A 25,641-nucleotide genomic window follows, 5' to 3' on the forward strand; every position below is an offset into this window, starting at 1 on the left:
CTATACTCTTTTTATTGCGCTAAGGAGAACCGTAAACTAATACCATAGTTCGAGTTCGATGTCGGGTAAGAAGATGTGGACACGATCGGCTCATTGATCTGTAAATCATAGAACGCTCTCAATGTCAAGGCACGACTTAACCCGTAATCCGCAGAGAACTGGATGGTCTTGGCGATATTCCCGCTGGTAGCCTGCGTAAACTGATCCTCTATCTTACGGATCAACGATTGCATTTTACGGTAAGAGAAATCTAAGCGGATCGTAAGATCATTACTGAAGTCCCGTGTCTTTTTCATTTTCAACGCCTTGTTAAACTCAGTCAACTTATATCCTACTCCTATCACGAATTCGTTGGAAAGCGCTTCCACCAATTGGTAAGAGGAAATATTCAGGCTTAAGTTACGAGTCTTGCGCAACTCAAACTTACCGGTTATATTATTCAATAAAGTAGCGTCTACACCAAACAACGGGCTGAATCCTTCCGTGATACTCACAGCCGCTATATCATAAGGAGACGATGGCGTAGGATTACCGGTTTGGATATCACGGATATATCCCAAACCATCCTGCCCGGCATCTACCCAATCCAAGAAGGAGGAAAACGCACCTACACTATAGGAACAACGATATTGATGACTCAACATCATGCTCTTAAAGTATTTGCGGATAACCGGTATACGGATCAAGCCATCATACGTAACACGCCAGTTCGGTAGCAGACTCTTAATGGACGGGAAAGCTGACAGACCTACCTTATTTGGGTCCTTGCCTGTATAAGCCGCCAAGAAAGCAGGCACCAATACCTCCATGGAATTCAGACTTACACCTCCCCCTACGGCTGGATCATAAGGTTTTCCGGCTAAAGCATGCCCCGCCATAAAACCGGAACTCGGATAAACCGTACCGGAATATGTATCCGCTAAGCGCTGGGCGATCACGCTACGGTGAGCGATAAATTTATCGAACGCTTTCGAGGAATAACCGTTATTAGCGTTTCCGCTACCGCCGAAAGCGCTACCCAAGGCAATCGTCGTCATCGTAAAGCTACCTCCCATCTGCTCGGGCATACCGTCTTGCATATAATAGATATCGGTACTACGGGTATCTACCCGGTTTGCGTTCAAATCAATCTTCAAGCCGGCTATAGGTTCTAGATTCGCACGAATCGTAAGATTCTTCGCGCTATTGATCATGGCGGGAGTCGTCATATTCTCATTCTTTACCAGCCAGCCCCGCTCGTCCGCCTCGTCGATAAAGCTCCTTCTTACCGCTCCAAAGGCAAAACCGAGTCCCGGAGCCAAAGTTCCTGTACGCCGTTGCCCGAACATATCACCAACCTCCGGAGCGTAACCACTCAACATCATACCGTCTACCAACGAATATTGTATGTTTACCCGACGTACCATCATCAAGAAACGGCTACTATATTCAGCTACTTTTGTTAAAGTTCCCTCCAAAGGCTGAGGACCAGGCACAATTGTCAGCTTCAAATGAGCCGTATCTTTATTCAAGATCATGACTTGGGCATAATTGATCGGCTTATATTTAATTGAATAGACCTTCCCATCCGCTCCACGTGCCGTGATACGAACCTTCTTCGTAAACATTCCATGCTGCACGATCGTTCCACTATCCGGGCTCAATTGAATCTCTTTCTCTAGTTTCACCTCTTTCTTCTTTTTCTCCGGTTGACGAGCGCTTACCCGGGAAGAGGCCATAAATTTCTGGTTGATCTTCTTCAGATATTTATTCTTATTGTACAATGACTGCAAATTGAAACTACCCTGCCAGTCAAATTGACGTTGGTTCTTTATTATATTACCCTGTTCCAACTCAATACTAGCGACATTGGCTCCACGATCCCAGTTGTACGTGGCATTATAAGTCAATGAACTATTTACCCAGTCTAATGCCGGTATGAATTGCAATGGCATATTCCAAGTGACATTAAACGTTTGGTCATATTTCAAAGGAGTACCCAAATCACGGATACTTTGCTTCACGGAATCCTTCCATACCTGATAATCATCCGGATTCAATTTCTTATTCACTTGAACATTCGGTTCCTCGATACGGGCATTCGTACCGGAAGTAAACGTCATGCTCAGATTATTCGTAAAGTCCCAACGCAAACTGAAGGCACGGTCCCACAAGAAATTGTGACTGAATGAGAGCAACTGGTTACCTCCATCCGTAGAACTTGTCAAATCCCTTAGCTTAATCTCATAGTAATTCCGCATCATCGCCGTCTGGAAACTAATATTCGACGGAACGTAATTCAGTCCGAATTGCTTGATATATTTCGTATATCCATTATTCTTCTTCAGCTTCTCGAAGGGTCGGAACGGTTTCACGTAAGGCGTATAATTATAAGCGAAATTACCCCGGTAATCCTTGGTTGTCTCATATTCGGTCTCCGGGTTCTTCTTACTGTTCTGGCTATAAGAGTAACCTAACGAGAAGTTCGCCGGATCATACGGCATCGGGTTCTTGCTACGGATATCTACCTTTACGTTATTGAAAGAGACGCTCTTAATAGTGGTCTGATTCAAAGAATAACTCTTGATGGAGTCTTTCTCGGCTTGGGTCTCTACCGCATCCAAAGCGTCCGAAAGCTTAATATCCTCATTCAACGGATCATACTCAGGAGTTGTAGTCTCTTTCGAATAAGCATAGTAAAAAGGTATGCTAACCTTTGCTTTCTCAGGGAACAACTTACCCAACTCAATCGAGGTCGCCACACTATATTGCGAATAATCATCCATCCGACGTTCGGCCAGCGACTGATCCAACGCACCGAAACCAGCGGTTTCCATTCGTCCACTTACATTGACCGTACCCAAATCGGATAAAGCGACGTTCAGATTCGCATTAGCGGCCCAACCGCCTTTCTCGTCGAAATCGGTCATACGAAGTTCGTTTACCCAAACCTCACCGCTCTTGATATCACCCGTATTATTACGTACGCCGATCATGATCACTTTCACCTCCGCTAAGCTAGGGTTACCGATGATACTGATTTTATTACGCGTATTATCCGGATCATTTTTCGAATAAACCTTTTGGTAGCTTATATTTCCCTGTCCCTGACGTTTCAATTTATTTCGCTCCAACTTCAAGTCGGTCAGCGTCTCCAATTTAAAATTCAAGGTATTATTTAAAGGCCATACTTTTTCTTGATCCGCGCTATTGTTCGTATTATAAAGAATAGTACTATGGGGAGTCAGATCCAAAGGTACCTCATACTCATAATAATTATTCTTATAGTCAGAACCTAAACGAATAAATACAGAGAAATCACCATTCGACAAAGTCTTGCTCTCATCAATCGGCGCTTCCGCATGAGCGAACATTTGTAATCGTTTATACCGGCGAAGGTCATAAGCGGTAGATTTATAAACCGCACGTGCATCCGCAGGAGATAAATCCGTTATTTTCATAGACAATGCCTGCTCGTTCTGTTGAAGCAACTGAGGCTGGCTGGAATCGAACATACGGCTGATACCCGGAGGCAACACATAGTTGACCGGCTGACGCTGCCCGTTCTCCTCTATATTTACAGAAGATACGACGATCTGTCCATCAGACTTTGGCGGAATAAGAGGATTTGACAAATCCTGCGTATAAGTACGCCAATCACCACGAACCAATTCCAAGGTACCGAAACGCAGAACCGTAGACTTACGGAATCCTGTCATATACATACGCATGAAACGGACTGTCTTGAAATCCCGGATCGCTCCAACCCTCTTCTCATAATCTTTAATAGGAATCTTAAATAGATACCATTTTACTTTCTCCTTATCACCATTCATTAAGGTTACTTCCGGAGTACGCTCATCGACGATGTTGTTTACACCGACCTGCAAATCTTTTGGACGGAGAGAGATCTTGTACTCAAAATATTTCTCTGTCTCATTCAACGTATTATCGCCATTGATATCTTCCACATCCGGTGTACTCTTTCCGGCTGTAGCATATCTTTGATCGGATTCTTGTGAGTTTCCCTCTGTACCGTTATATCGTTTATAGCGAGATAAGATATCCAACTCCTTAGCATCGTAATCATCCCCACGGAAATAGTGATAATTATCCCCGGCAGGATCGTTAAAAGGAGAAAACGGATCATCCATCATCTTAGAGATTGTCTCACCGGATAGTTTCGCCCTCAATTTATTCAAATAATCCGCATACGTAGGGAAAATTTGCTCTTCCTCCGTAGAAAGACCGTTCAAACCGACATCTTGCAGCTCACGATTTTGGGCATCAAACGCATATCCCGTACTTTGCGTGCGAGGCACCTTACCCCAAACAGTCGTATCAACTTTCGACATATCACCGTCCACGGGCATACCATTCTCAAAGAATTTCCGCTCATCTTTCAAGATATCCTCGGAAATCTCACCCAAGTTAAAGTATAGGTCACCACCCTCGGCTGTCTCGTCCTCAAGATACGGGTCTAAAAGCCAGAATTCGATATATTCATAATTGGCAGATTCCAAATCGCTAGGCTCGATCTTGCGCATTACACCACCCCAACGTTTTTCCGGATTACCCAACGTACCGTCCGAGTTTACATTTTCCGCATCCAGGTTATACGGACCACGCTCATTCGGGTAAAAAGCGAGGTTTAATACAGGCAAAGTCGTATTATCATTGGTTCCCAACTCTTTATTCGGGAAGATCTCTTTATAACTGACTCCACGGGTGTAATGATTCGATAAATCATCATTCGTAAGATGTCGAGGGCGGGAAGAGGAACTCTTCCGTGTGAAGATTCCGTCTACCGTATACCAAGCCAACAAAGCTCTGTTTTTACCATAAGCGATATCGTTCACCTTCTCCGCTTCCGGAAATTTAGGATTCGAATCTTCATAGGGGGTACTCGCCAAGTTCCAAGCATACGGGTTCAAAAGATCCATACCACTTTGTGTAGACTCGAAGTCATCCAAATAAGAGTAACCACCCGTATATTGATTCTCATAATGTCCCGCTATTAAATGAGCGAATTCCGCATTGAATGAGATTTGGCTAGGTTTGGTCAATGTCAACAAGGGTAACTTATCAAATACATTTGTCAACCACTGGCTCTCGGCTTTATAAGAGGTATTCAAGCCCCATAAAGTATTCTTTATAGACTCATCTCCCAAAGTGGTTTTTACCGTAAGAGGCATTTCCGACATATGCATAACCGTGGCACCGACCATGAAGTCCTTATTGAACTGGTAATTCAAGTCTAACCCGATCATCGTCTTTCGCTGCATATTAAAAGTAGACTGGTTCTCCAGAGATACGCTAACGGGTGTCCCACTTGATATGATGCTCTCATTCAAGATCGTCACACGTCCTAAACTGTAATCTACCGTATAATCCACATTCTCGGTCAGTGTAGCTCCTCCTGCCGTGACACGTACGGATCCACGGGCCACGTTAGTAGCTCCCAAGTCGATCTCCGAACCCGACGAGGCTTTATACTCACCACTTAAAAGAAATTTATTTTTCTCGGCGATCTGGCGAGCAACAGTTAATGTCGAGTCATACAACTCTTGGAATACATATTTACTGGCATAGGCATTACCTACCTTTTCCCGTAATTTCGAGCCGAAAGGTTGTACACAAGGGAATATAATCTTACCGGTCTCCGCCTGTATCGTATAACCGTCAATAAAATCAAAGAAACCATCCGGATTCGGATTGTCATAGGTATCCAAGCGATCCAGCCCTAATACCCGAATCAAGATTTGATTCGCACAATTACCTTCCGGAAGATAGTTTACATACGTACCGGTAGAATCGCTCTGGTAGGTAACGTTTAACTTAAACTTCTCTTTCTGCACCGAATAAGCACCCAATGAGTATACGTTCTTCATCATCAAGTCCCAGAACATCATATCAGGCGACATCGTGATGCCCTTTAGCAACTTCACATAAATACAGTCGCTCGTATTCTCTTTATTATCCGTAGAGAACTCACCGACTTGATAGGTCTTGCCATTATAGATAAAACTAAAAGCGACACCCAATACCTCATCAGCCTGTAACTGAGTCCTCAAAGAAATATAACCCAATTTCTTGTTTAATGTATACTCAGATGACTCTAGCAAACGGGCACTCTCGATTTTTTCAAAATCCCGTCCTCCCTCCATGGAGCCTTTCAACGCATCATTAACCATACTTATCTTACGGGCATCCGTAAATTGAGTGGTTAAAGTCGTATATAAATTGTTTGCGGAATTATTCGGACGTCTGTCCGTTCCGGAAGGCATCACCAACGCAGTATTACCGATATTACGAGATTCATTTTCTCCCAAATCGGTGAAAGCTACGATATTGCGGGACTGGTCATAATTACCGCGTTTATTGGTTACCCATACTTCTATCTTGGAGATCTCGATACCGGAGGTGACGGTAGGCAAAGACTCCATAAACTTATCGTAGTTATCATAGAAATAATGGCCCAAGAAGAAGTGACGGTTCTCGTCGTATTCATCCACCTTGATCTCAAAGGGCTTCGTCTGCACGCCCCCTTTTGAGCTAACCGTCTTGGATTCAGATTCCTGCTGGGCAAACAAGGCGTTCACTCGCAACTTACCAAATTGTAAATCCGCTTTCATACCAAATAAAGCCGCACCTCCATTAATCAAGGAATTGCTGGTATTCATGCTCACGTTACCGGCTTCTAACGACTTGATAATCTCATCCTCCTCGCCTGTATACGCCAACTTCAATTTTTTGGAATCGAAATCAAAAGAGGTCTCGGTATTGTAATTCATTCCGAAATTCACCTTGCTACCCACCGAGGCTTGTACATTCAACTGCACACTCTCGTCAAAATTGAAGAAAGTACGTTTACGGGAACGCTCCGGAAGAGAAGGATCATTATTCTTATTCGTCTTCAATCCCATCGTGATCTCGGCCGAACCTTGTGTTCTTACACGTACTCCACCGGGGCCGAAAATACGTTCCGCCGCACCGATATTAAACTGCATATCGGTTAAGTTGAACTGTTTATTCGTAGCTTTTTGGAATTCTTCCTCGTTCTTTTGGCGGAAATAGGAACGAAGTGATTGTTGCATAGAATAATCTTGGTATTCCGCTGGGGTTAAACTCATCGGCGTACCAATCTCCATATCGCCTAATTTCGTACGGACAATATACGTATTCGTCTTTAAATCATACTCAATCGTAGTCTTGACATTCTCCGGATCACGCAAATCGGCAGGTGATTGTTTCACGATATCTTGATATTCCTCCGGTGTAGTTTTAGCTACCGGATAACGGGGAGGAATCGTATCCTCCGGAGCTTCCAGCAACTCCAATTCCGGCAAAGATGATGTATACGCAAGGTAATCAGCATTCAGCGAATACAAGCCGACACCAAACAATAATACAACGATCCATATGGAATATTTCAGTATTCGTTTTCTCATTTTCTCATTTAATTGTCAATTGTTAATCGTTAATCCTCAATTGTCAATTATCAAAGCATTCTAAGCGCAGTTTTAATTACTTGTTCCACAGCTAAAGTGGGCGAGCCTTTCAAAATAGCGGATACCGCTTTTTGCGAAGCCGCTTTCTGGAAACCCAACATAACCAATGCGGCTACGGCCTCCTCGGTTACCGCTCCATTAGAGACTGATGCCTCCGGCAAGTTTCCGGCCATACTCTCCATAGGTTTCACCTTATTTTTCAAATCTACCAAGATACGCTGGGCCGTCTTCAAACCAATCCCTTTCACGGCAGTCAATGCGGCCTCATTCTTCGAACCGATCACTTGAACCAATTCGGATGGCGGTAGAGAAGAAAGGATCATGCGTGCGGTATTCGGTCCCACTCCAGAAACGGAAGTAAGCAAAAGGAACAACTCCCTTTCGATTTTCTCGGCAAAGCCAAATAGTAAATGAGCATCTTCCCGGATTACCTCATATATATATATTTTTCCGGTAGTCTTGTTCCCAAACGCACTATATGTATTCAAGGATATATTCAGCTCGTAGCCTATACCACCACACTCCAAAATCATACGTGTAGGTGTAAGTTCCACGATTTCACCCTTTATATATTCTATCATCTATATATCTTTTTAATATTCCGTACCTATTATAACGCAAAATTAATCAAAAACGTATATCGGGTTACCATTCTTTTCCCGGATAAGGAGCCTTAAAGGTTTCAAAACAACCCCGATCCTGCAATGTCACATAACATTGACGATGATCAGGTCTTCCAAATGTTAAGTTAGACGGCTGTTTTCCTGTCAATTGAATCTCTTCAACTAAATCTCCTTGCGGATTTAACAAAGCTATAGTGCCCTTATCATAACGGCAAATATAAAGATTTCCTTTCTCGTCACACTTCATACCATCCATACCGTACCCCTCAAAAGTATGAAATAGACGTTTATTCCTTAAAGTACCATCCGGGCATATATCATATACCCAGACTTTTAATTGGGCAGATTCATTAACGTACAAGCGTTTACCATCCTCACTCACAGCGATGCCATTAGTCGTTCCCATATTCGTCTCCAATAAGGAGACTTTCGCATCCGGGGTAATCAACCAAAGTTGGCCTTTTTGATTCGGCCAATCCGGGTCACTCGCATAGATATTTCCATTTGACGCGAATACGATATCGTTTGGTTGATTCATCTTTGGCTCATGAGCGAATACGCTGATCTTCTTAGATTTCATATCCACTTTTAAGATATTATGCCCTGTATAATCCGCCACGTACATATTTCCGTCTTTCCCGAAGCGGATACTATTCCCGGTAGATCCTTCCGGCAAAGTGAGAAAACAGCCATGGCTACCATCTGGGCGTACAATACCGATCGTCCCTTCTTTCTTATAATTTACGGCATATAAATTTCCTTCGCTATCTACAGCCGGACCTTCTATTCCGGAAGTAAATGTGTGCTCTGGCATCCAACCCGTTGCTTTCAATACATTCTGGGCATTTAAAGAAATCCCACAATACAGAATACCACACAGCAGACTAGCAATGACCTGTATACTTTTCATTTTCAATAATTTTACTGTTTCCAAAAACCGGGGACTAATATCGTTAATACCGTAAATATCTCCAGACGTCCTGTTAACATCAAAAAAGACAGAAACCATTTCGACACCGTGGGGACATCCGCAAAATTACTTACCGGACCAAGCGTTCCCAAGCCGGGCCCTACGTTACTTATAGCAGAAACAGCGGCACCAATCGCCTCCGAAAATCCCATCCCATCCAAAGATAAAGCCAAACAGCTCACCACGATTAACGTAATATAAGCGAACACAAAAGCTAACACACGGTGTACGATATCACCAGATACGACATGTCCGTTCATTCGTACTGGAATCACCGCATGGGGATGTGTCTGTTTCTTAAATTCATTGGAGAGATTCTTCGTTAAAATAACGAAGCGTCCCATCTTCAAGCCACCGCAAGTAGATCCGGCGCATCCACAAATAAACATCAAGATCAATGCGATAAACCAGAAAAACGGTCCCCAAGGAATATAGTCATCCGTAGCGAATCCACAGGTAGAAACCAAGGTCACCACTTGGAAAGCCGCCTTACGGAACGCATTCTCTACATCCGAGGCGAATCCAAGGTACAAGATCCACACCATGACAACGATAATAGCGCTTAAAACAAAAAAGAAAAACCAGCGGAACTCCTCATCTTTAATCAATTTCTTCACATTTCCATTAAAACAGAAATAAACCAATGTCATATTGGTAGCTCCGATAAACATGAAAATAGTTATTACATACTCTATATAAGAGGAATTCCAATAAGCGATACTTGCGTTTTTGGTTGAATATCCACCAGTAGATATAGCCGTGAACGCATGATTTACCGCATCATACAAATTCATCGGACCAGCCCATAAAAGGCCGACTAAAAAAAGTGTCAGAAAAACATACACCCCCCACAGGCGTTTAGCGACTTGCGTAATACGAGGACGAAAACGTTCATGGGTTATACCGGGCGTTTCGGCATCAAACATCTGCGAGGCACCACCTCCGAAAATAGGCATCAAAGCCACGGTGAATACGACCATACCGATACCTCCCTGCCACTGTGTAAGACTCCGCCAGAATAAGATACCTTTAGGCAACGCCTCTATATTCGTTAAAATAGTAGAGCCGGTAGTCGTAAATCCAGACATGGTCTCGAAAAAGGCATCGGTCACATTATCTATATATCCTCCAATATAGAATGGTAACATTCCAAATAAAGAGAATAAAATCCAAGTCAATGTCACGATCAACATTCCTTCCCGCCGACCGGCCGAGTGTTCATTCGCCTTAAAGCCCATAGAGTAGAACAAAAAACCGGTCCCGAATAAGATTCCGCTTGAAATAAGAAGCGGATATACATCACTCCCCCGATAAAGGAAGGCTACGACGGTAGCGGCCAGCATAAAAAAAGTCTCAAGGATGAACATCACCCCTAGCATCTTCACTATAAAACGTACGTTCAACATAACTATCAACTAGTTAAAGTAGTCCTCCAGCTTACGCATAGCCGTATCCAAGCAGAATACGACAACATGATCGTATGCCTGTATCTGAGTATCACCCTTGATCATCATAGGTTCACCGTCACGAATCAACCCACCGAGAGTCATATCTTTCGGCAGACGGAGATCCTTGACTTGTTTCTTGGTAATCTTTGAATCCGGGCGAGCCACTAACTCCGCCACATCCGCATTCGCAAAGGTCAAACATTTCACGTTAGAGACATCCGCATCCAAAAGAAATTGATAGATATGGCTGGCCGCTATCAGCTTTTTGTTGATAACCGAACCGATGTCCATACTTTCCGCCAATTGGATATAATCGATATTCTCAATCTTAGCGATTGTCTTAAACACACCTAAACGCTTAGCGGCCAGACATGCCAATATATTCGTGCTGGAATTTTCCGTCAAAGCTATAAAAGTCTGCGCATCCTTGATGCCTTCTTGCATCAACAAATCAGTATCACGGCCGTCTCCGTTTATAATCAAGACATTACTAGGCACTACCTCAGCGATTCGATGACTTTTCTCTTTATTAGCCTCAATTACTTTTACCCGGATGTTATTAGGTAAATATTGGCAAGCACGGATAGCGATACGGCTTCCTCCCATAATAATAACCTTCTTTACTTCCGGATCTTTCTTCCCGGCCAGTAAGCGCACATCCTCTATATGAGATCGGGTCGTCGTAAAGAACACGATGTCACCAGACTCTATCCGGTCCGTACCACGGGGGATTATCGTCTCGTTCTTTCGCTTAATAGCGACGATATGATATAGCTTCTGCTCATTTAGCAATTCGGCCAATACCCGGTTCACCAAACGGGAATTATCCCGAACTTTAACACCTATCAGAATTAAGGCTCCACCAAACAGCTCCCAATATTGGCGTGTCCACGGACGGCGTACAGCTGTCACGATCTCCTTAGCCGCCAACATCTCAGGATAAATCATCGAGTTGATTCCTAATTTCTCGAACAGCTCTTTATTTTTGGGTAATAAATATTCGTAATTATTGATTCGGGCCAACGTACGATGCGCTCCTAGATTATGAGCCAACATACAAGCCGTCACATTGGTAGTCTCCTCGGGAGTAACACTTACGAACAAGTCCGCTTTCTTGATCCCCGCTTCCTCCAAATCTCTAAGCGAGGTCGGATTCCCGACCATAGGGAGAATCTCCATGCTAGATTTTGAGAAATTCAGCCGTTCCTCATTCGGATCCATCAAAATGATGTCCTGATTCTCTTGAGATAACATTTTCGCTAAATGTGTACCTACTTCTCCCGCACCGGCTATGACAATTTTCATATTTTATTAATTGACAATAATCAATTCTCCTTTTTCAACTGTTTCGCAATGCTCTCGGCATCCATACCACATAATTGATACAGTTCCGGTATAGAACCATGCTCGATAAACGCATCCGGCACTCCGATACGCTTTACATGAGGCGTATAACCATTGTCTGCCATAAACTCAAGGACAGCGCTACCAAAACCACCTTTTATCACTCCATTCTCTACCGTAATAATACGGTTATATTTCCGCCCGATCTCATGCAACAGCTCCTCATCCAACGGTTTCAAGTAGATCATATCGTAATGGGCTATCGATACCCCCTCTTCTTTCACCATCTCGATGGCTTTGATCACCTCGTTTCCGATCGGTCCGATAGAAAGTACGGCGATATCATCCCCGTCACGCAACTTTTTCCCTTTTCCTATAGGCAATACTTGCATCTCGTTACGCCAATCTTTCATCTCCCCCTTACCTCTAGGGTAACGGATTACGAACGGGCCATTAAAAGCGGCATAGCCTGTATACATCAAATTCCGTAAATCCAACTCATTCAATGGGGAAGCGATTACCAAATTCGGTATCGGACGAAGATATGCTAAATCAAACACGCCATGATGTGTAGCTCCATCCTCTCCCACTAATCCCGCACGATCCAGACAGATCACCATATGTAGTTTTTGCAAAGCTACATCATGGATAACCATATCATACGCACGCTGCATAAACGAAGAATACACGTTGCAGAAAGGTATCATTCCCTCCTTAGCTAATCCGGCAGAGAAAGTTACGGAATGTCCTTCCGCAATTCCCACATCAAACGCACGATCCGGGAAGGCTTTCATCATATAAGTCATCGAGCAACCGGAAGGCATAGCCGGAGTTACGCCTACAATACGCTCATCTTTCTCCGCAAGCTCTACCAATGTATGACCGAATACGTCTTGATATAATTGAGGTTCATCTAATTTACGAACGATAATACGCTGGCCAGTTTCCTTATTGAACTTTCCGGGAGCATGCCATTCCGTAGCGGACTCTTCCGCAGGTTTAAAGCCTTTTCCTTTTTTCGTTTTGATATGCAACAGCTTAGGGCCTTGCATATCTTTTATATCATTCAATACCTTCACCAGATAATTTACATCATGCCCATCCACCGGACCGAAGTAACGGATGCTGAAGCCTTCAAATAAATTATGTTGCTGGGTAAGCAATGCTTTAAGGCTATTGTTAAAACGTAAGATGTTTTCCCGGCGATCGTTATTGATGAGCTTGATCTTCTTTAAGCCTCGATACACATCGTATCTCATTTTATTATAGGCTTGACTCGTCGTTATATCCACTAAATACTGGCTAAGACCACCTACGCTATGATCTATCGCCATATCGTTATCATTCAGGATAATCAACAAATTATTAGGGTTGGCAGACGCATTATTCAACCCCTCGAAGGCGAGTCCTCCGGTCATAGCGCCATCCCCGATCACGGCGATCACATGGCGATCCAGTTCCTTCTTCAAGGCCGAGGCTACCGACATACCCATCGCCGCAGAGATTGAATTTGAGGCGTGTCCGGCGATAAAAGCGTCATACTCACTTTCCGCAGGATTAGGGAATCCGCTAATTCCTTTAAACTTACGGAGCGTATGGAAAATATCTTTCCTTCCTGTAAGTATTTTATGTCCGTAAGCTTGATGCCCGACATCCCAGACAATACGGTCATAGGGGGTATTGAATACATAATGAAGGGCGACTGTCAGCTCTACCGTACCAAGGCTTGCACCTAGGTGACCGGGATTCTCAGACAAAACATCGATAATATATTGACGCAAATCGGCACATACCTGCTCCAACTTATCCTGTGACAAATGTCTCAGGTCTTCCGGAAAATGAATGCTATCCAATAGGTGTTCAACTTTGCTTTCAGCCATGTCTGCTAATTTTTCTGGCAAAAATACAGAATAAACGGCATATATAATAGTATTGTTCTGTCATTTCTTAGACAAGGGGGAAATCCATATTGATTTTAACAGCTAAATCCTATAAAATTTCATAGTTATGTTTTTTTCAAAACATAGTTATGAGTTGTGAATTTCATAACTATGAATTTTTCAAGTTATAATATAGTCATGAAATAACACCATTTGGAAATAAAAATAGCCCAACCACACCAAATTTGATCTCTTAAAAAGCACAATAAGTCTAATATTTCCAAACTATTACCTATACACCTAATAATCAACATACAATAAAATCGTATCTATCCAAGCTCCGATTAGTATCCATAGTATTTTGAATTTCTATTAATACTAATCGCTATTTCTATGGATAGTAAAGCAGGCTACAATGGAGCCTATTTTCAAGAAATATACAATAAACAGAATGACTCCCGGCTGATTAATGATACGTTTAGCGGTAAAACATATACATAGATACGTTTTCAAGTAAAGATTCGTATTTGGTACAGTTGTCCAAATAAAAAAGAGCTGTGCTTCCCATTTTACCGAGAAGCTTAACAGCTCTTTCTTCTTACAAAACCTCTTAATTTTTTATTCCAAGGTAAAGCTACCGGTCAAGTGTCCCAACCGATGTAACAACACAACCTGATACTGGCCATTTGCTTCTCCCGCTAAAGAGAAAAAATAAGTTCCACCTGCCTCTGAAGAAACAACATCTTCATAGACTTTCACTCCTTTATCATTCATAACACATACGGTCAAGTTTGATAAAGCATCTTCAAAGCTCAAAGAAAGGATGTCTCCTTCGATTGATACTACTGGAGGACGATTTGTATCAACGGAACGATAATACTCATCATCCCAACGACCTTCTGTAGGGATAGTGTCACCGAATAAAGGATGAATCAAACACAATGCAAATAATAATGCAATTAAAGTAAGTCTCTTAATTTTCATAATCTGATGTTTATAAATTGTGAAGCAAACATATGATTCATTTTTCACAAATCTGCATTACTTTATTGCACAAATTATGCACATCCTTAAAAATCTCGAATAAATTTATCAAATTTCTCAGAAGAACCTTTATCCGTTGTATATATTTTTTCATAAAGCCGCTTACGTATCATTGACACATTAGTAGGTGTCGTTACTATTAACATTGCAATAGTAGCAGGAGGAACATTTGACTTCACTAAACAACTAACTTTTAGCTCTATAGGGGTTAATTTTGAAACAAGCCCCATCAATCTATGAGTAAAATTATTATAGGTCTTATCTAGAGCATCAAATAATTCAGCCCAATCACAATCTCTAGGTCTCCACTCTTCTTTTATATGGAAACGATAATAAATATCAGAAACCACAAAACGCTCCACTAAAAGTTTATTTTCTGTTTTAGCAAACAATAAATTCTGATTTTCAATTTCTAGCCGTTGCTTCCTCAAAGTAATGAGTTCTTTCTCTTTCTCATCATAAGCAATAGAAGATACATGCAATCTCTTTTCTAAATCGGCGATGAGTCCTTCATTCTTTTCTATAAGAATTTTATCTTCATGTTGTTTTCTCAACAATTCTGCTAACTTCTCACGTTGTTCCAATATACTCATTTTCTTCCTCTTAAACTTAGTATAAACAAAAATGGCAAACAATCCAAAAACAATAGCAAGTATTATTGCAACTATGCTTACTATTAGGAAATTAATTTTAGCTCTATTAAATGCTATCGTAGTTTGAAAAAGTTTTGACTCTGTTTGATGATAATTGAATAAGTCTTGCTCTCTTCTAAATGATTCTGTTTGTCTTATTAGCATTAAAGAATCACGTAATTCTTCATATTTGGATTGTCTTAGCACATACTCTTCCCATCGCTTACAACCTTTAGACAATTGAGATAAATGATAATAAGCACCAGCTCTAGTAGACAGCCTTGTACTAACTAAACCTTTTTTCAAATAACAATCCGCTGAATCTAAATGAGACGTTTTCAAATACAATTCTCCTAGCGTTAAATAAATTGGATATAATTGTTCTTGACTCGCAGGATAGCTCAAGGCCATTTGGATATTATCAAAAGCTTTCGAATATAAACCTAAATCTAAATAGACTCCACCTAACTCATTATATATAGAACGTTTTGTAACTTCGTTCCCAAAGCTTAGTGCTTTTTCGTAATAAAAAACTGCACTATCCTTTTTATGTATTACAGAAAAGACTCTTCCTAATCCTCTCAAAACAAAAGACTGCCCTACTGTATCACGTAGAGTTTCAAAATATTTTAAAGCCTTTTTTTGAAAAACTAAAGATTTCTCGTAAACCTGTTGATCAGTATATAGCATACTAATACTATTGCACAAGCGCCCTAATAGAGCATAATCATCTATCTTATCTTCCTCTCGTAACGCTTTCAAATAATAATCTTGCGCATGAAGTGCATCACCTAGATCTTGGTTTATTCTCCCTCGATAATACCAAGCTTTTGCTTTTCTTTCCCAATCTTCGGTTTTATCAAAGTATTCGACTGCTATTGTAATCAATGAATCTGAAGTAGGCTTGACATAAGTCTTATTTTCAGCTTCTGTCAAAAGTAGGTAGTACATAGCACGGTCCTTTTCTGAAAGATCATTTACATCTTGTATTGTTGATAGCAATGTTAAAACGCTATCGGGATGTTGGGACATTATCTTTTCCGCATGTTCATATAGACCTGAGTGATGGCTACATGACATTAGTCCAGTAATAAAGAACAGAAAAAAGACGTATAGATTGTTTTTCATACTCTGTAACATTTTTATTTCCCACAAATGTAAGTAAAATCTCTAATCCTAAAAGTCTTGATTTTTACTGAATTAGACACACACGAGGATTTACGGGTATTTGTATTCCTCCATCTATTTTGAAAATCAAAACGGATCAAACACCCCGCAAATAAGAAGTAAGTTTAAACTCTTTTACCTTTTAAATACACACAGAAGCACTAGAATACGCAGGATTACTCTAGTATTAGGGCAACAAAGACAACACAAGAGAGTGAACCTTGCCATTGCTGGCAACTACCTGTTCACCCGAAGCCCAGTTCTCTCCTCCATTGAAATCCGATATTTTTCCTCCGGCCTGCAATAGAATCAAGGCACCAGCGGCTACGTCCCAAGGGCCTAAATAGGCTTCTATACGGGCATCAAAACGTCCTGCTGCCACATAACACAGTTCAGCGGCGGCAGATCCCATCAAACGGGTACCTCCCGCAAAACCATACAACCTATCAACCAAATGAGCGGCTACCGGACGATAATCATCAGAGTTATAAGGGAAACCCAACGCAATGAAAGCGTTATCCAGTACTGAGACATCCGATACATGTATCTCATTCCCATCCAAGTAAGCCTTACCGCCTTTCACGGCATAGAAACACTCGTCCCTACACACCTCATAGACTACTCCTAACAATAACTCCTTCCGATTTCTTAAAGCGATACTCACGCAATAAGGCGCGATATCATGAATATAGTTTGAAGTACCGTCCAATGGATCAATTACCCAACAATATTCCTCATCGGTCAAACTTCCAGAGCCTTCCTCCGCGATAAAACCAGCCTCGGGTAGCAAAGTAGACAAAGCCTCTATGATCTGTCGTTCCGATTCTTTATCCACATAAGATACATAGTTATGAGCACTTTTTTCCTCCACTAAGTTCCGGTCAAACTTTCGGCGTTCTTCTTTTAAGAATGTCGCAGAAGCACGAGCTATTTCTCGAACCTCCTTACACAAATAGGCTAAATCTAATTCCATACCGTTCATTTTATTTTGGCAAATGTAATGATTTCCATTTATAGTAATCTCATTTTAGCGACAAATGAGACCACATAGAAATGTAAAAATAATACCTATTACGAATTTGCCCTAAAACTCTGCCTTTAAGAAATATTATATTATCTTTGTGTTATGTTCAGCTAAAAAGATTGAGCTATGAAAACAATACATTATCTTTCAATCATCATCTTATCATTCAGCAGTCAAATACTTTTGGCACAGAATGATACTTTAGTCGGTGTATTGCGTGACATCAGCGATAAAATAATCAAACGCTATCCGGTCACGCTAGGCAGTCAGAATCCGATCACCGTGAAAACGAACAAACATGGCGTATTCACCATCCCGGGGGCTAACCTGAATGATACCTTGTTCGTCACTATTAAGAAAACAAGAAATGTAGTCAAAGTCCCGGTCAACGGATACAATTATATAACCATTACTTTAGAGAATAGCACATTCAACGCAAAGCGTAGTTTTGAACCGGATGAGGCCCTGAAAGAAATTATGGAAAGGGAACGAAACAAAATAGTAAGCTCAAGCGTTATGAATAAAGAAGAGATACAGAAAACCGGATGCCGGGATCTCTATTGCTTGCTACGAAGGATGAGTGGCATAACATTCGCCGATGGTTCCGTACGTATCCGTGCGAGCGTTTCCCTAAACAGTCCTAGTGACCCGCTAGTAGTGGTAGACGGTATACCGATGGACCTATCTGTTCTAAACACGATTCCCGTCGAAGATGTCTCGGAATTAAAAGTATTGAAAGACGCCGGTGAATACGGGGTAAGAGGCGCAAACGGAGCGATCGTCATAAAAACAGGCAAATAAACAAATAAGAAAAAGAGAAACGTATCAACATGAGAGTATGGATTAAACGGATAGGAGTGATATGCCTAATACCGATCGCATTGGTATTGTTACTCTCTATATTACTATATATACCTCCTTTCCAAAACTTCGCGGTACGGAAAGCGACCGAATATGCGGGAAAAGCGACTGGTATGCAAATCGGGATCGAGCAGATTAGGCTATCTTTCCCGTTAGACCTTACGGTTAAGGGTGTCGAGGTCGTAAATCCTCCCGCCGATACCTTGTTGAGTTTACAGAGCTTGACGGTACGGGTTCGTGCCCTTCCTCTTTTACGGAAGCAAGTATTGGTAGAGGCGATCGACCTCCGGAACGTAAAGGTTAACACCGGGACTATGATTGAAGGTATAGAAATCAAAGGATTCTTGGGAAAGCTTTACCTGCACGCCGATCGTATAGACCTGTCCGAGGAAAAAGCTACATTTAATACCGTAGATTTATCCGATACCGCCATTACCCTTCTATTAAATGATTCAACCTCGAAAGAAGACACGACTTCCACACCTCTGAACTGGGTACTCAAGCTGGATAAAATTAGTTTGGACCGGGTAGCCTTCGCCCTACAAATGCCCTCGGATTCCTTACGCCTTACGGCTTTCGTAAATAAAGCCGGGCTAAATAACGGCCTCGTAGATCTTGGAGCGGAACAATATAAGGCGAGAAACTTTGACATAACGAATTCTACATTCGCTTATGACGGGAATTACGCGGCACCCGAGCAAGGACTCGATTTCTCCCATATCAGTTTAACGAACCTGAACACCTCTATCGATTCCATCTTATATCAAGGAAAAGAAATAAACGCCCACATCAAGGAATTCTTCGTGGAAGAACGTTCCGGCCTTAAGGTTTCGGCATTAGCAGGAAATGTCCGGAGTGACCATGAACAGATAGACGTACCGGACCTACTTCTCCAGACACCAAATTCCGAAGTGAGATTGACAGCGACTATCCCTTGGAGCTCCCTCGAGGACCATCCGCAAGGTAGCATGAAAGCCCTGTTAAACGCCTCGTTGGGGAAAGAGGATTTATTGATAGCGGCAGGTTCTCTTCCGGAGGATTTCAAGAAAGCCTACCCGGACAAGCCTCTCGCTATTACGGCTGGCGTAGAAGGCAACCTCTCCAGTATACGTATCATACAAGGCGATATCATGCTGCCGGGAGCGTTTCAGATGAACGTCACGGGTAGCATGGAGTCCGTGACGGATAGCATCCGGCGAACCGGTGAGATTCAGTTAAAGGCTCGATCCGGTAATCTGGACTTTTTGCTGGCGATGCTTCCCGCCTCCCAACGGGATCAATTTGCCATTCCGGCAGGAATTCAGTTGAAGGGGGAAGCTACAGTCGCAAATCAAGAATACCGCACCGAGCTTGTTCTTACCCAAGATAAAGGCAAAGTAGGTCTGACCGCCCGCTATAATCCGGTAAAACTGGCTTATGAGGCTAATTTACGGATAGACAGTCTGGAACCTACTCATTTCATGCCCAAAGACTCTCTATTTTGGCTGACCGCCTCTGTTAAAGCAGAAGGCCGGGGCACAGACCCTTTCTCTGAACGTACATGGGCCAAACTGGACGGTAAGATATCGGATATACGCTATGGCGCCTCATCGGTATCAGACGTATCCATCGATGGCTCTCTGGAAAAGAACTTACTGAAAGTGGACTTGCTTAGCAAATACCCGTTGGCGAAAATGGATGTCTCCTTAAACGCAACCCTCCACAAGCACGAGGTGAAAGCGATGTTGATAGCGGATGTAGAGAACATGGATTTACAGGGTATGCACTTAATGGCAAATCCCTTCGCCACCTCTTTCCAGCTCTTCGCCGAGGCAGAAAGTAATCTGGATGAAGATAACACGATCGACGTTACGTTAGGAAACTGGGAGGTCGTCACCCCAAAACAAAGTTTCAAGCCGAAAACGCTGACCTTGCATGCCCGGACGGATATCGATACCACCCGTGTGTCTTTCCACGCCGGGGATTTAGGGATCATCCTCACGGGTAATGATTGCATACACCACATCACGGATAAGTTGACTAAGGTATCGAACGATATCACCCTCCAATTGGAACGGGACTCGACAGTCAATCTGGAGATCCTTCGCCCGCTCCTCCCCGATATGTACCTCGAGGTACGGGCAGGACAGGACAATCCGATCTACAACTATCTCCAAACCTATTACGTAGATTTCAAGAGCATCGCCATGAACGCCTATACCTCACCGGAAACGGGTATACGCATGGATGCCTCCATTTACGATCTGGCACGGGATACGATGCAGATCGATACCATCCGGGCGGAGATGCACCAAGATTCGCTCGGACTACTCTATAGCGCCCAAGTGATCAAGAATAAATACAGGCAGCAACAACCTTTCAGCGCCGGGCTGGACGGGCAAATACGTTATGGCTTCGGCGACGCCCGCCTTTATTTCAAGGACGGGAAAGGCGAGACCGGCTTGTTGCTCGGAATCCGGGCCGATAAGATACAGAACGGGGTCAAGTTCCATCTCTTCCCCGATGACCCGATCATAGCGTTCCGCCCTTTCAAGCTGAATCCGGATAATTACGTCGTGGTACGCAGCATGAAGGATATCGAGGCGAACCTACGACTCAGCGGAGATAATAACGCCGCCCTCTGGATACACTCCCAAGCGGAAAGTGACGAGATGGAGGAAGTCCACGCCGAGTTGAACCAGATCGACCTTGGGGTTATCTCCAACGCATTCAGTTATATCCCGCCGATGAAAGGTATATTGAACGCCGATTTCCAGTACGCTCCTTCCGACTCGGCCTTCATGGTCGTAGCGGATATGAACATTGATGATCTGTATTATGAGAACGAGCGGGTCGGCGAACTCATGTTCAACGCTGTCTATCTACCTTTAGAGCAGGGGAACCATCAAGTGGATATGCACCTTTTCCGGGACCGGAAAGAGGTGAGTGCCATTACCGCCTTATACCAGATGGGCGAGACAGACCATATCAGCGGTAATATCGAGTTCATGCACTTCCCCTTGGATATCGCCAACCCGTTCATCCCGGATGATATGGCGAAAATGGGCGGAGACCTCGATGGTACGCTCGCTATCAGCGGACAAAGCGATAAACCCATGGCCGAGGGATATCTGATTCTCGATACCGCCTCCGTTTATGTAGGCGCCGCAGGTTCTACCTTCCGTTTCGACGATAAGAAGATAGAGATAAAGAACAACCGAATCTTGTTCAACCAATATGGTATTTACGCATACAACAAGAATCCGTTTATCATCAACGGAGAAGTGGATTTCAACGATTTATCCCGCATGACCGCCAATCTTAAACTAACGGCGAATAACTTGCAACTGCTGAACGTTAAGAAAAACGAGGAAAGCCTTGTCTACGGAAAGCTGTTCGTCAACCTGAATTCTACCGTACGCGGGCCGTTGGATGCCTTGACCATGCGAGGGGACTTGCAATTATTGGGCGGCACGAATATCACCTACGTGCTGAAAGACTCCCCGCTGACCGTGCAAGACCGTATGTCGGATATGGTAACCTTCACCTCTTTCACGGATACCTTACGTCGGCGCATGCCTCGTAAGCCCCCGTTGCCGATGGGAGGCATGGACATGTTGATGACGATCCACATCGATCCCGCCGTACAAGCGAACGTGGATTTAAGTCCCGACCAGTCCAACCATATCAATTTGGAGGGTGGCGGCGACCTTTCCTTCCAGTATACCCCGCAAGGCGATATGTTCTTGAACGGACGCTACACGCTGACGGGCGGAACCATCAAGTACTCCATCCCGGTCATCCCGCTGAAGGAGTTCAACGTACAGGAGGGTAGCTACGTGCAATGGACGGGCAACCCCATGGACCCGACCTTGAACCTTACGGCTACCGAGCGAGTCCGTACGTCCGTCACCCTAACCGGGCAATCATCGCCCCGCTTGGTAAATTTCGACGTAGGCATCGAACTGACCCAACAACTGGAGAACCTAGGGTTGCAATTTACCCTCACCGCCCCGGAAGACATGGCGATGCAAGAGGAACTAACCTCGAAAGGTCCGGAGGAACGGGCGAAGCTGGCTGTCAGCATGCTCGTGACCGGTATGTACCTCGGCGGTGGCGGTGGTGGCGGCAAGGTGAACATGAATATGGGAGACGCCTTGACCAGCTTCTTGCAAAGCGAGATCAACAACATCGCCGGAAGCGCCTTGAAGTCCGTGGATATCAGTTTCGGCATGGAGACATACGACGATAATGGCGACGCCGGAGGCGGTACCCGTACCGACTACTCCTTCCGCTTCGCCAAGCGATTCTATAATGACCGTATCCGTGTGGTTCTAGGCGGCCGTATCTCTACCGGCGAGAACATTAACAACGGGCAGGCGCAGCCGTTCATCGACAACGTATCCGTAGAATACCGGCTGGACAGCAGCGGTTCCCGATACGTCAAGCTCTTCCACGACAAGAACTACGAAAGCCTGCTGGAAGGCGAGATCACGGAGACCGGGGCCGGTATCGTGCTCCGCAAGAAAATGATGCACCTCAGGGAGTTATTCAACTTCAAGAAAACGAAAGTGAAACCCATAAATGATGAAAAGGAATGAAAAGCATTTTAATATATTTTAGGCGGGACGACTCCCTCGGGCGGGGGAGGATGTCTCCCTCGGGCAGGGGAGAGTGTCTCCCTCGGGCAGGGGAGGATGTCTCCCTCGGGCGAGGGAGAGCGTCTAACCCGAGCGGGGGATGGCACGTCGCCACCGGGAGCATCCTCCTATCCGTACTTCTTCTCTCCTCTTGCTCCACCACGAAGAACCTTCCCGAGGGAGCGGTCCTATATACCGGTATCAAGAAAATAGAGGTGAAGAACGAGGATAAGACCAAACCCGGCGAAGCCGCCTTGGAAGAGGTCGAGGCCGCCCTAGCCTATCCCCCCAACAACGCCTTGCTGGGAAGCTCCTCGATCCGGGTGCCTTTTCCTTTCGGCCTGTGGGTCTACAACGCTTTCGTGAACAAGAAAGGGAAGGTCGGCAAGTGGATCTTCAACAAACTGGCGTCGAAACCGGTGCTGATCACCACCGTGAACCCGGATGTCCGCGTCAAGGTAGCCCGGAACCTATTGAACGAGTACGGTTATTTCAACGGAGAGACTTCTTTCGAGGTCATACCCGATCCCAAGAATCCCCGGAAGGCGAAGCTGGAATACAGTGTCACCATGAACGATCCGTATACGCTGGACAGCATCCAATACGTCCATATCCGTCACCGTGCCGACTCATTGATCGATGCCACGATCGGCGATCGTATCCTCCACAAAGGAGAGAATTTCAATGTCGTCCAATTGCAAGCCGAGCGGGAACGCATCTCGTCCTTGCTCCGTAACAACGGATATTACTATTTCCGTCCCGATTTCATCACCTATCAAGCGGATACCTTGTTGAACCCCGGGAAAGTGGCCTTACGGGTGGCCCCGAAGGAAAGCCTGCCCCCCTCGGCCCTCCGTCCTTGGAAACTCGGGGATATATCCGTCTGGCTAAACGGCTATCAGAATGAGACTCCCACGGACTCGATCCGCTATAAGGACCTTACGATCCATTATGAGGGTAAGCTAAGGGTTCGCCCCTCGGTCATTTACAACCGTTTATATTTCAAGCCGGGGGAACTTTATAACCAGCGGGCGCAGGAACGGACGCAAACGGCCCTGTCCCGCTTGGGTATCTTCCGTTATGCCGAGTTGCAATATTCCCCCCGTGATACCATGCGCCGTCAAGATACGCTGGATCTGCGGATCAATACGGTCTACGATCTTCCATTGGACGGCGAGCTCGAGTTGAACGTTACCGCCAAGAGCAACGACCAAGTGGGTCCGGGCGCCATTTTCAGCGTGACCAAACGGAATGTCTTCGGAGGGGGCGAGACCTTCGGCGTGAAACTCCGCGGCTCTTACGAATGGCAGACCGGCAACAAGCTGGATGGTAGCAACTCCAAGATCAACAGTTATGAGTTAGGCTTGACTACCACGCTGACTTTCCCACGGGTATTGTTCCCTACATTCAGCAAACGGGACATGAATTTCCCGGCCAGCACCACCTTCCGCCTCTATGCGGACCAGATGAACCGGGCCCGTTTCTTCAAGTTGCTGGCATTCGGTGGTGACGCCTCGTATGAGTTCCAGCCTACCGCCACGTCTCATCATTCCATCACCCCTTTCAAGCTGACGTTCAACTTGCTCCAGCATACCACGCACGAGTTCGACAGCATTACCAACGTGAATAAGGCTCTAAAAAAGAGTTTGCAAAATCAATTCATCCCGGCCATGAACTATACCTATACCTATGATGATTCCCCGATTACCAGTCGCCGGAACCATCTTTGGTGGCAGGCATCCGTTACCCAAGCGGGCCTTGTCTTGGATGGGATTTATGCGTTAGCCGGGAAGAAATTCAATAAAGAGGATAAGGAATTACTCGGCAACCCCTTCGCCCAATTCATCAAGGGAACCGCCGAGATACGTTATAATTACGCCCTCGGGCATAAGCAATATCTCGTAGGCCGATTAATGGCCGGCGCTATTTATAGCTACGGCAACGCCCGTACCTCCCCTTATAACGAGCAATTCTACATCGGCGGAGCGAATAGCATCCGTGCCTTTACGATCCGCAGCATCGGTCCCGGACGCTACTACCAGAACAGCGACAACAATAAATACGCTTACATCGACCGTACGGGTGATCTTAAATTCGAGGCCAACCTCGAATACCGCTTCCCGATCCTTGGCGACCTCCACGGGGCTACCTTCCTCGACAGCGGCAACATCTGGTTGATCCGAAACGATCCGGATCGTCCCGGCGGACAACTGAAATGGGGTAGCTTCCTCAAGGATCTAGCCTTAGGAACCGGCTTCGGCCTGCGTTACGACCTCACCTTTATCGTCATCCGTTTCGACGTGGGTATCGGTCTGCACCTCCCTTACGATACCGGAAAGAAAGGCTATTACAATATCCCAAAATTCAAGGACGGCATGGGTTACCATTTCGCTATCGGATACCCCTTCTAGCTGTTCCATTCCTAGGATTCTGTGGTCTTATCCAAGGTATTTCATTTTCAATAGGTCAACCCTAATTGGAAATGAGATACTTTTGCGCTCTCATTTTAATAACAAACAGATTAATTAACGAACAGAAT

General features: G+C 44.4%; 12 protein-coding genes. 3 read left to right on the top strand and 9 right to left on the bottom strand.

Annotated elements, in window-relative coordinates; translation table 11 throughout:
* Positions 1–11: 11 nt before the first annotated feature.
* From sov to ACYIA1_RS14245, 9 genes are all read right to left on the bottom strand, one after another.
* Entirely contained in the window at positions 12–7,430 is a 7,419-nt protein-coding gene (gene sov, locus ACYIA1_RS14205) for a T9SS outer membrane translocon Sov/SprA (RefSeq protein ID WP_413639917.1), read from the bottom strand.
* Positions 7,431–7,480: 50 nt separating this feature from the next.
* Positions 7,481–8,071: a Holliday junction branch migration protein RuvA gene (gene ruvA / locus ACYIA1_RS14210; protein WP_005866654.1), complete on the bottom strand. Its 591-nt coding sequence runs from the start codon at positions 8,069–8,071 to the stop codon at positions 7,481–7,483.
* A 64-nt stretch (positions 8,072–8,135) separates the two neighbouring features.
* The gene (locus ACYIA1_RS14215; RefSeq protein ID WP_048927900.1) at positions 8,136–9,023 is read right to left on the bottom strand and encodes an SMP-30/gluconolactonase/LRE family protein; all 888 of its coding nucleotides are present in this window, start codon (positions 9,021–9,023) and stop codon (positions 8,136–8,138) included.
* Between the two features lie 11 nt (positions 9,024–9,034).
* Positions 9,035–10,489, bottom strand: coding sequence for a TrkH family potassium uptake protein (locus tag ACYIA1_RS14220; protein ID WP_005861045.1), 1,455 nt, complete (start codon positions 10,487–10,489; stop codon positions 9,035–9,037).
* A gap of 9 nt (positions 10,490–10,498) precedes the next feature.
* Positions 10,499–11,836, bottom strand: coding sequence for a Trk system potassium transporter TrkA (trkA, locus tag ACYIA1_RS14225; protein ID WP_005861043.1), 1,338 nt, complete (start codon positions 11,834–11,836; stop codon positions 10,499–10,501).
* 20 nt (positions 11,837–11,856) lie between these two features.
* Positions 11,857–13,755 carry a 1-deoxy-D-xylulose-5-phosphate synthase gene (dxs, locus tag ACYIA1_RS14230; protein WP_008773943.1) on the bottom strand — a complete coding sequence of 633 codons (1,899 nt, stop codon included), beginning with the start codon at positions 13,753–13,755 and terminating at the stop codon, positions 11,857–11,859.
* Between the two features lie 618 nt (positions 13,756–14,373).
* Complete coding sequence (locus ACYIA1_RS14235) at positions 14,374–14,739, bottom strand: DUF3244 domain-containing protein (protein ID WP_413633154.1); 366 nt, start codon at positions 14,737–14,739, stop codon at positions 14,374–14,376.
* Between the two features lie 86 nt (positions 14,740–14,825).
* Complete coding sequence (locus tag ACYIA1_RS14240; protein ID WP_480335607.1) at positions 14,826–16,559, bottom strand: tetratricopeptide repeat protein; 1,734 nt, start codon at positions 16,557–16,559, stop codon at positions 14,826–14,828.
* Between the two features lie 226 nt (positions 16,560–16,785).
* Positions 16,786–17,571 carry an inositol monophosphatase family protein gene (locus ACYIA1_RS14245; RefSeq protein WP_480335609.1) on the bottom strand — a complete coding sequence of 262 codons (786 nt, stop codon included), beginning with the start codon at positions 17,569–17,571 and terminating at the stop codon, positions 16,786–16,788.
* Positions 17,572–17,748: 177 nt separating this feature from the next.
* On the opposite strand from ACYIA1_RS14245, the gene ACYIA1_RS14250 reads away from it, so the two are divergent.
* Genes ACYIA1_RS14250 through tamL form a run of 3 tightly spaced genes read left to right on the top strand, consistent with a single transcriptional unit; the run spans position 17,749 to position 25,513 of the window.
* A complete protein-coding gene (locus ACYIA1_RS14250) occupies positions 17,749–18,423 on the top strand; it encodes a TonB-dependent receptor (protein WP_008780639.1) in 675 nt (224 codons plus the stop codon).
* A gap of 29 nt (positions 18,424–18,452) precedes the next feature.
* Positions 18,453–23,063, top strand: a complete 4,611-nt coding sequence (locus ACYIA1_RS14255; protein WP_480335612.1) for a translocation/assembly module TamB domain-containing protein — start codon at positions 18,453–18,455, stop codon at positions 23,061–23,063.
* Positions 23,060–25,513, top strand: coding sequence for a translocation and assembly module lipoprotein TamL (gene tamL / locus ACYIA1_RS14260; protein ID WP_005866633.1), 2,454 nt, complete (start codon positions 23,060–23,062; stop codon positions 25,511–25,513). Before ACYIA1_RS14255 ends, tamL begins: the two co-directional genes overlap by 4 nt.
* Positions 25,514–25,641 lie beyond the last annotated feature (128 nt).

It is taken from the genome of Parabacteroides sp. KHUB-02 (assembly GCF_056640955.1).

Bases quoted from the DNA above. Each gene is read 5' to 3' on its own strand.
- sov (WP_413639917.1), bottom strand. From the start codon at position 7,430: ATGAGAAAACGAATACTGAAATATTCCATATGGATCGTTGTATTATTG.
- ruvA (WP_005866654.1), bottom strand. From the start codon at position 8,071: ATGATAGAATATATAAAGGGTGAAATCGTGGAACTTACACCTACACGT.
- ACYIA1_RS14215 (WP_048927900.1), bottom strand. From the start codon at position 9,023: ATGAAAAGTATACAGGTCATTGCTAGTCTGCTGTGTGGTATTCTGTAT.
- ACYIA1_RS14220 (WP_005861045.1), bottom strand. From the start codon at position 10,489: ATGTTGAACGTACGTTTTATAGTGAAGATGCTAGGGGTGATGTTCATC.
- trkA (WP_005861043.1), bottom strand. From the start codon at position 11,836: ATGAAAATTGTCATAGCCGGTGCGGGAGAAGTAGGTACACATTTAGCG.
- dxs (WP_008773943.1), bottom strand. From the start codon at position 13,755: ATGGCTGAAAGCAAAGTTGAACACCTATTGGATAGCATTCATTTTCCG.
- ACYIA1_RS14235 (WP_413633154.1), bottom strand. From the start codon at position 14,739: ATGAAAATTAAGAGACTTACTTTAATTGCATTATTATTTGCATTGTGT.
- ACYIA1_RS14240 (WP_480335607.1), bottom strand. From the start codon at position 16,559: ATGAAAAACAATCTATACGTCTTTTTTCTGTTCTTTATTACTGGACTA.
- ACYIA1_RS14245 (WP_480335609.1), bottom strand. From the start codon at position 17,571: ATGGAATTAGATTTAGCCTATTTGTGTAAGGAGGTTCGAGAAATAGCT.
- ACYIA1_RS14250 (WP_008780639.1), top strand. From the start codon at position 17,749: ATGAAAACAATACATTATCTTTCAATCATCATCTTATCATTCAGCAGT.
- ACYIA1_RS14255 (WP_480335612.1), top strand. From the start codon at position 18,453: ATGAGAGTATGGATTAAACGGATAGGAGTGATATGCCTAATACCGATC.
- tamL (WP_005866633.1), top strand. From the start codon at position 23,060: ATGAAAAGCATTTTAATATATTTTAGGCGGGACGACTCCCTCGGGCGG.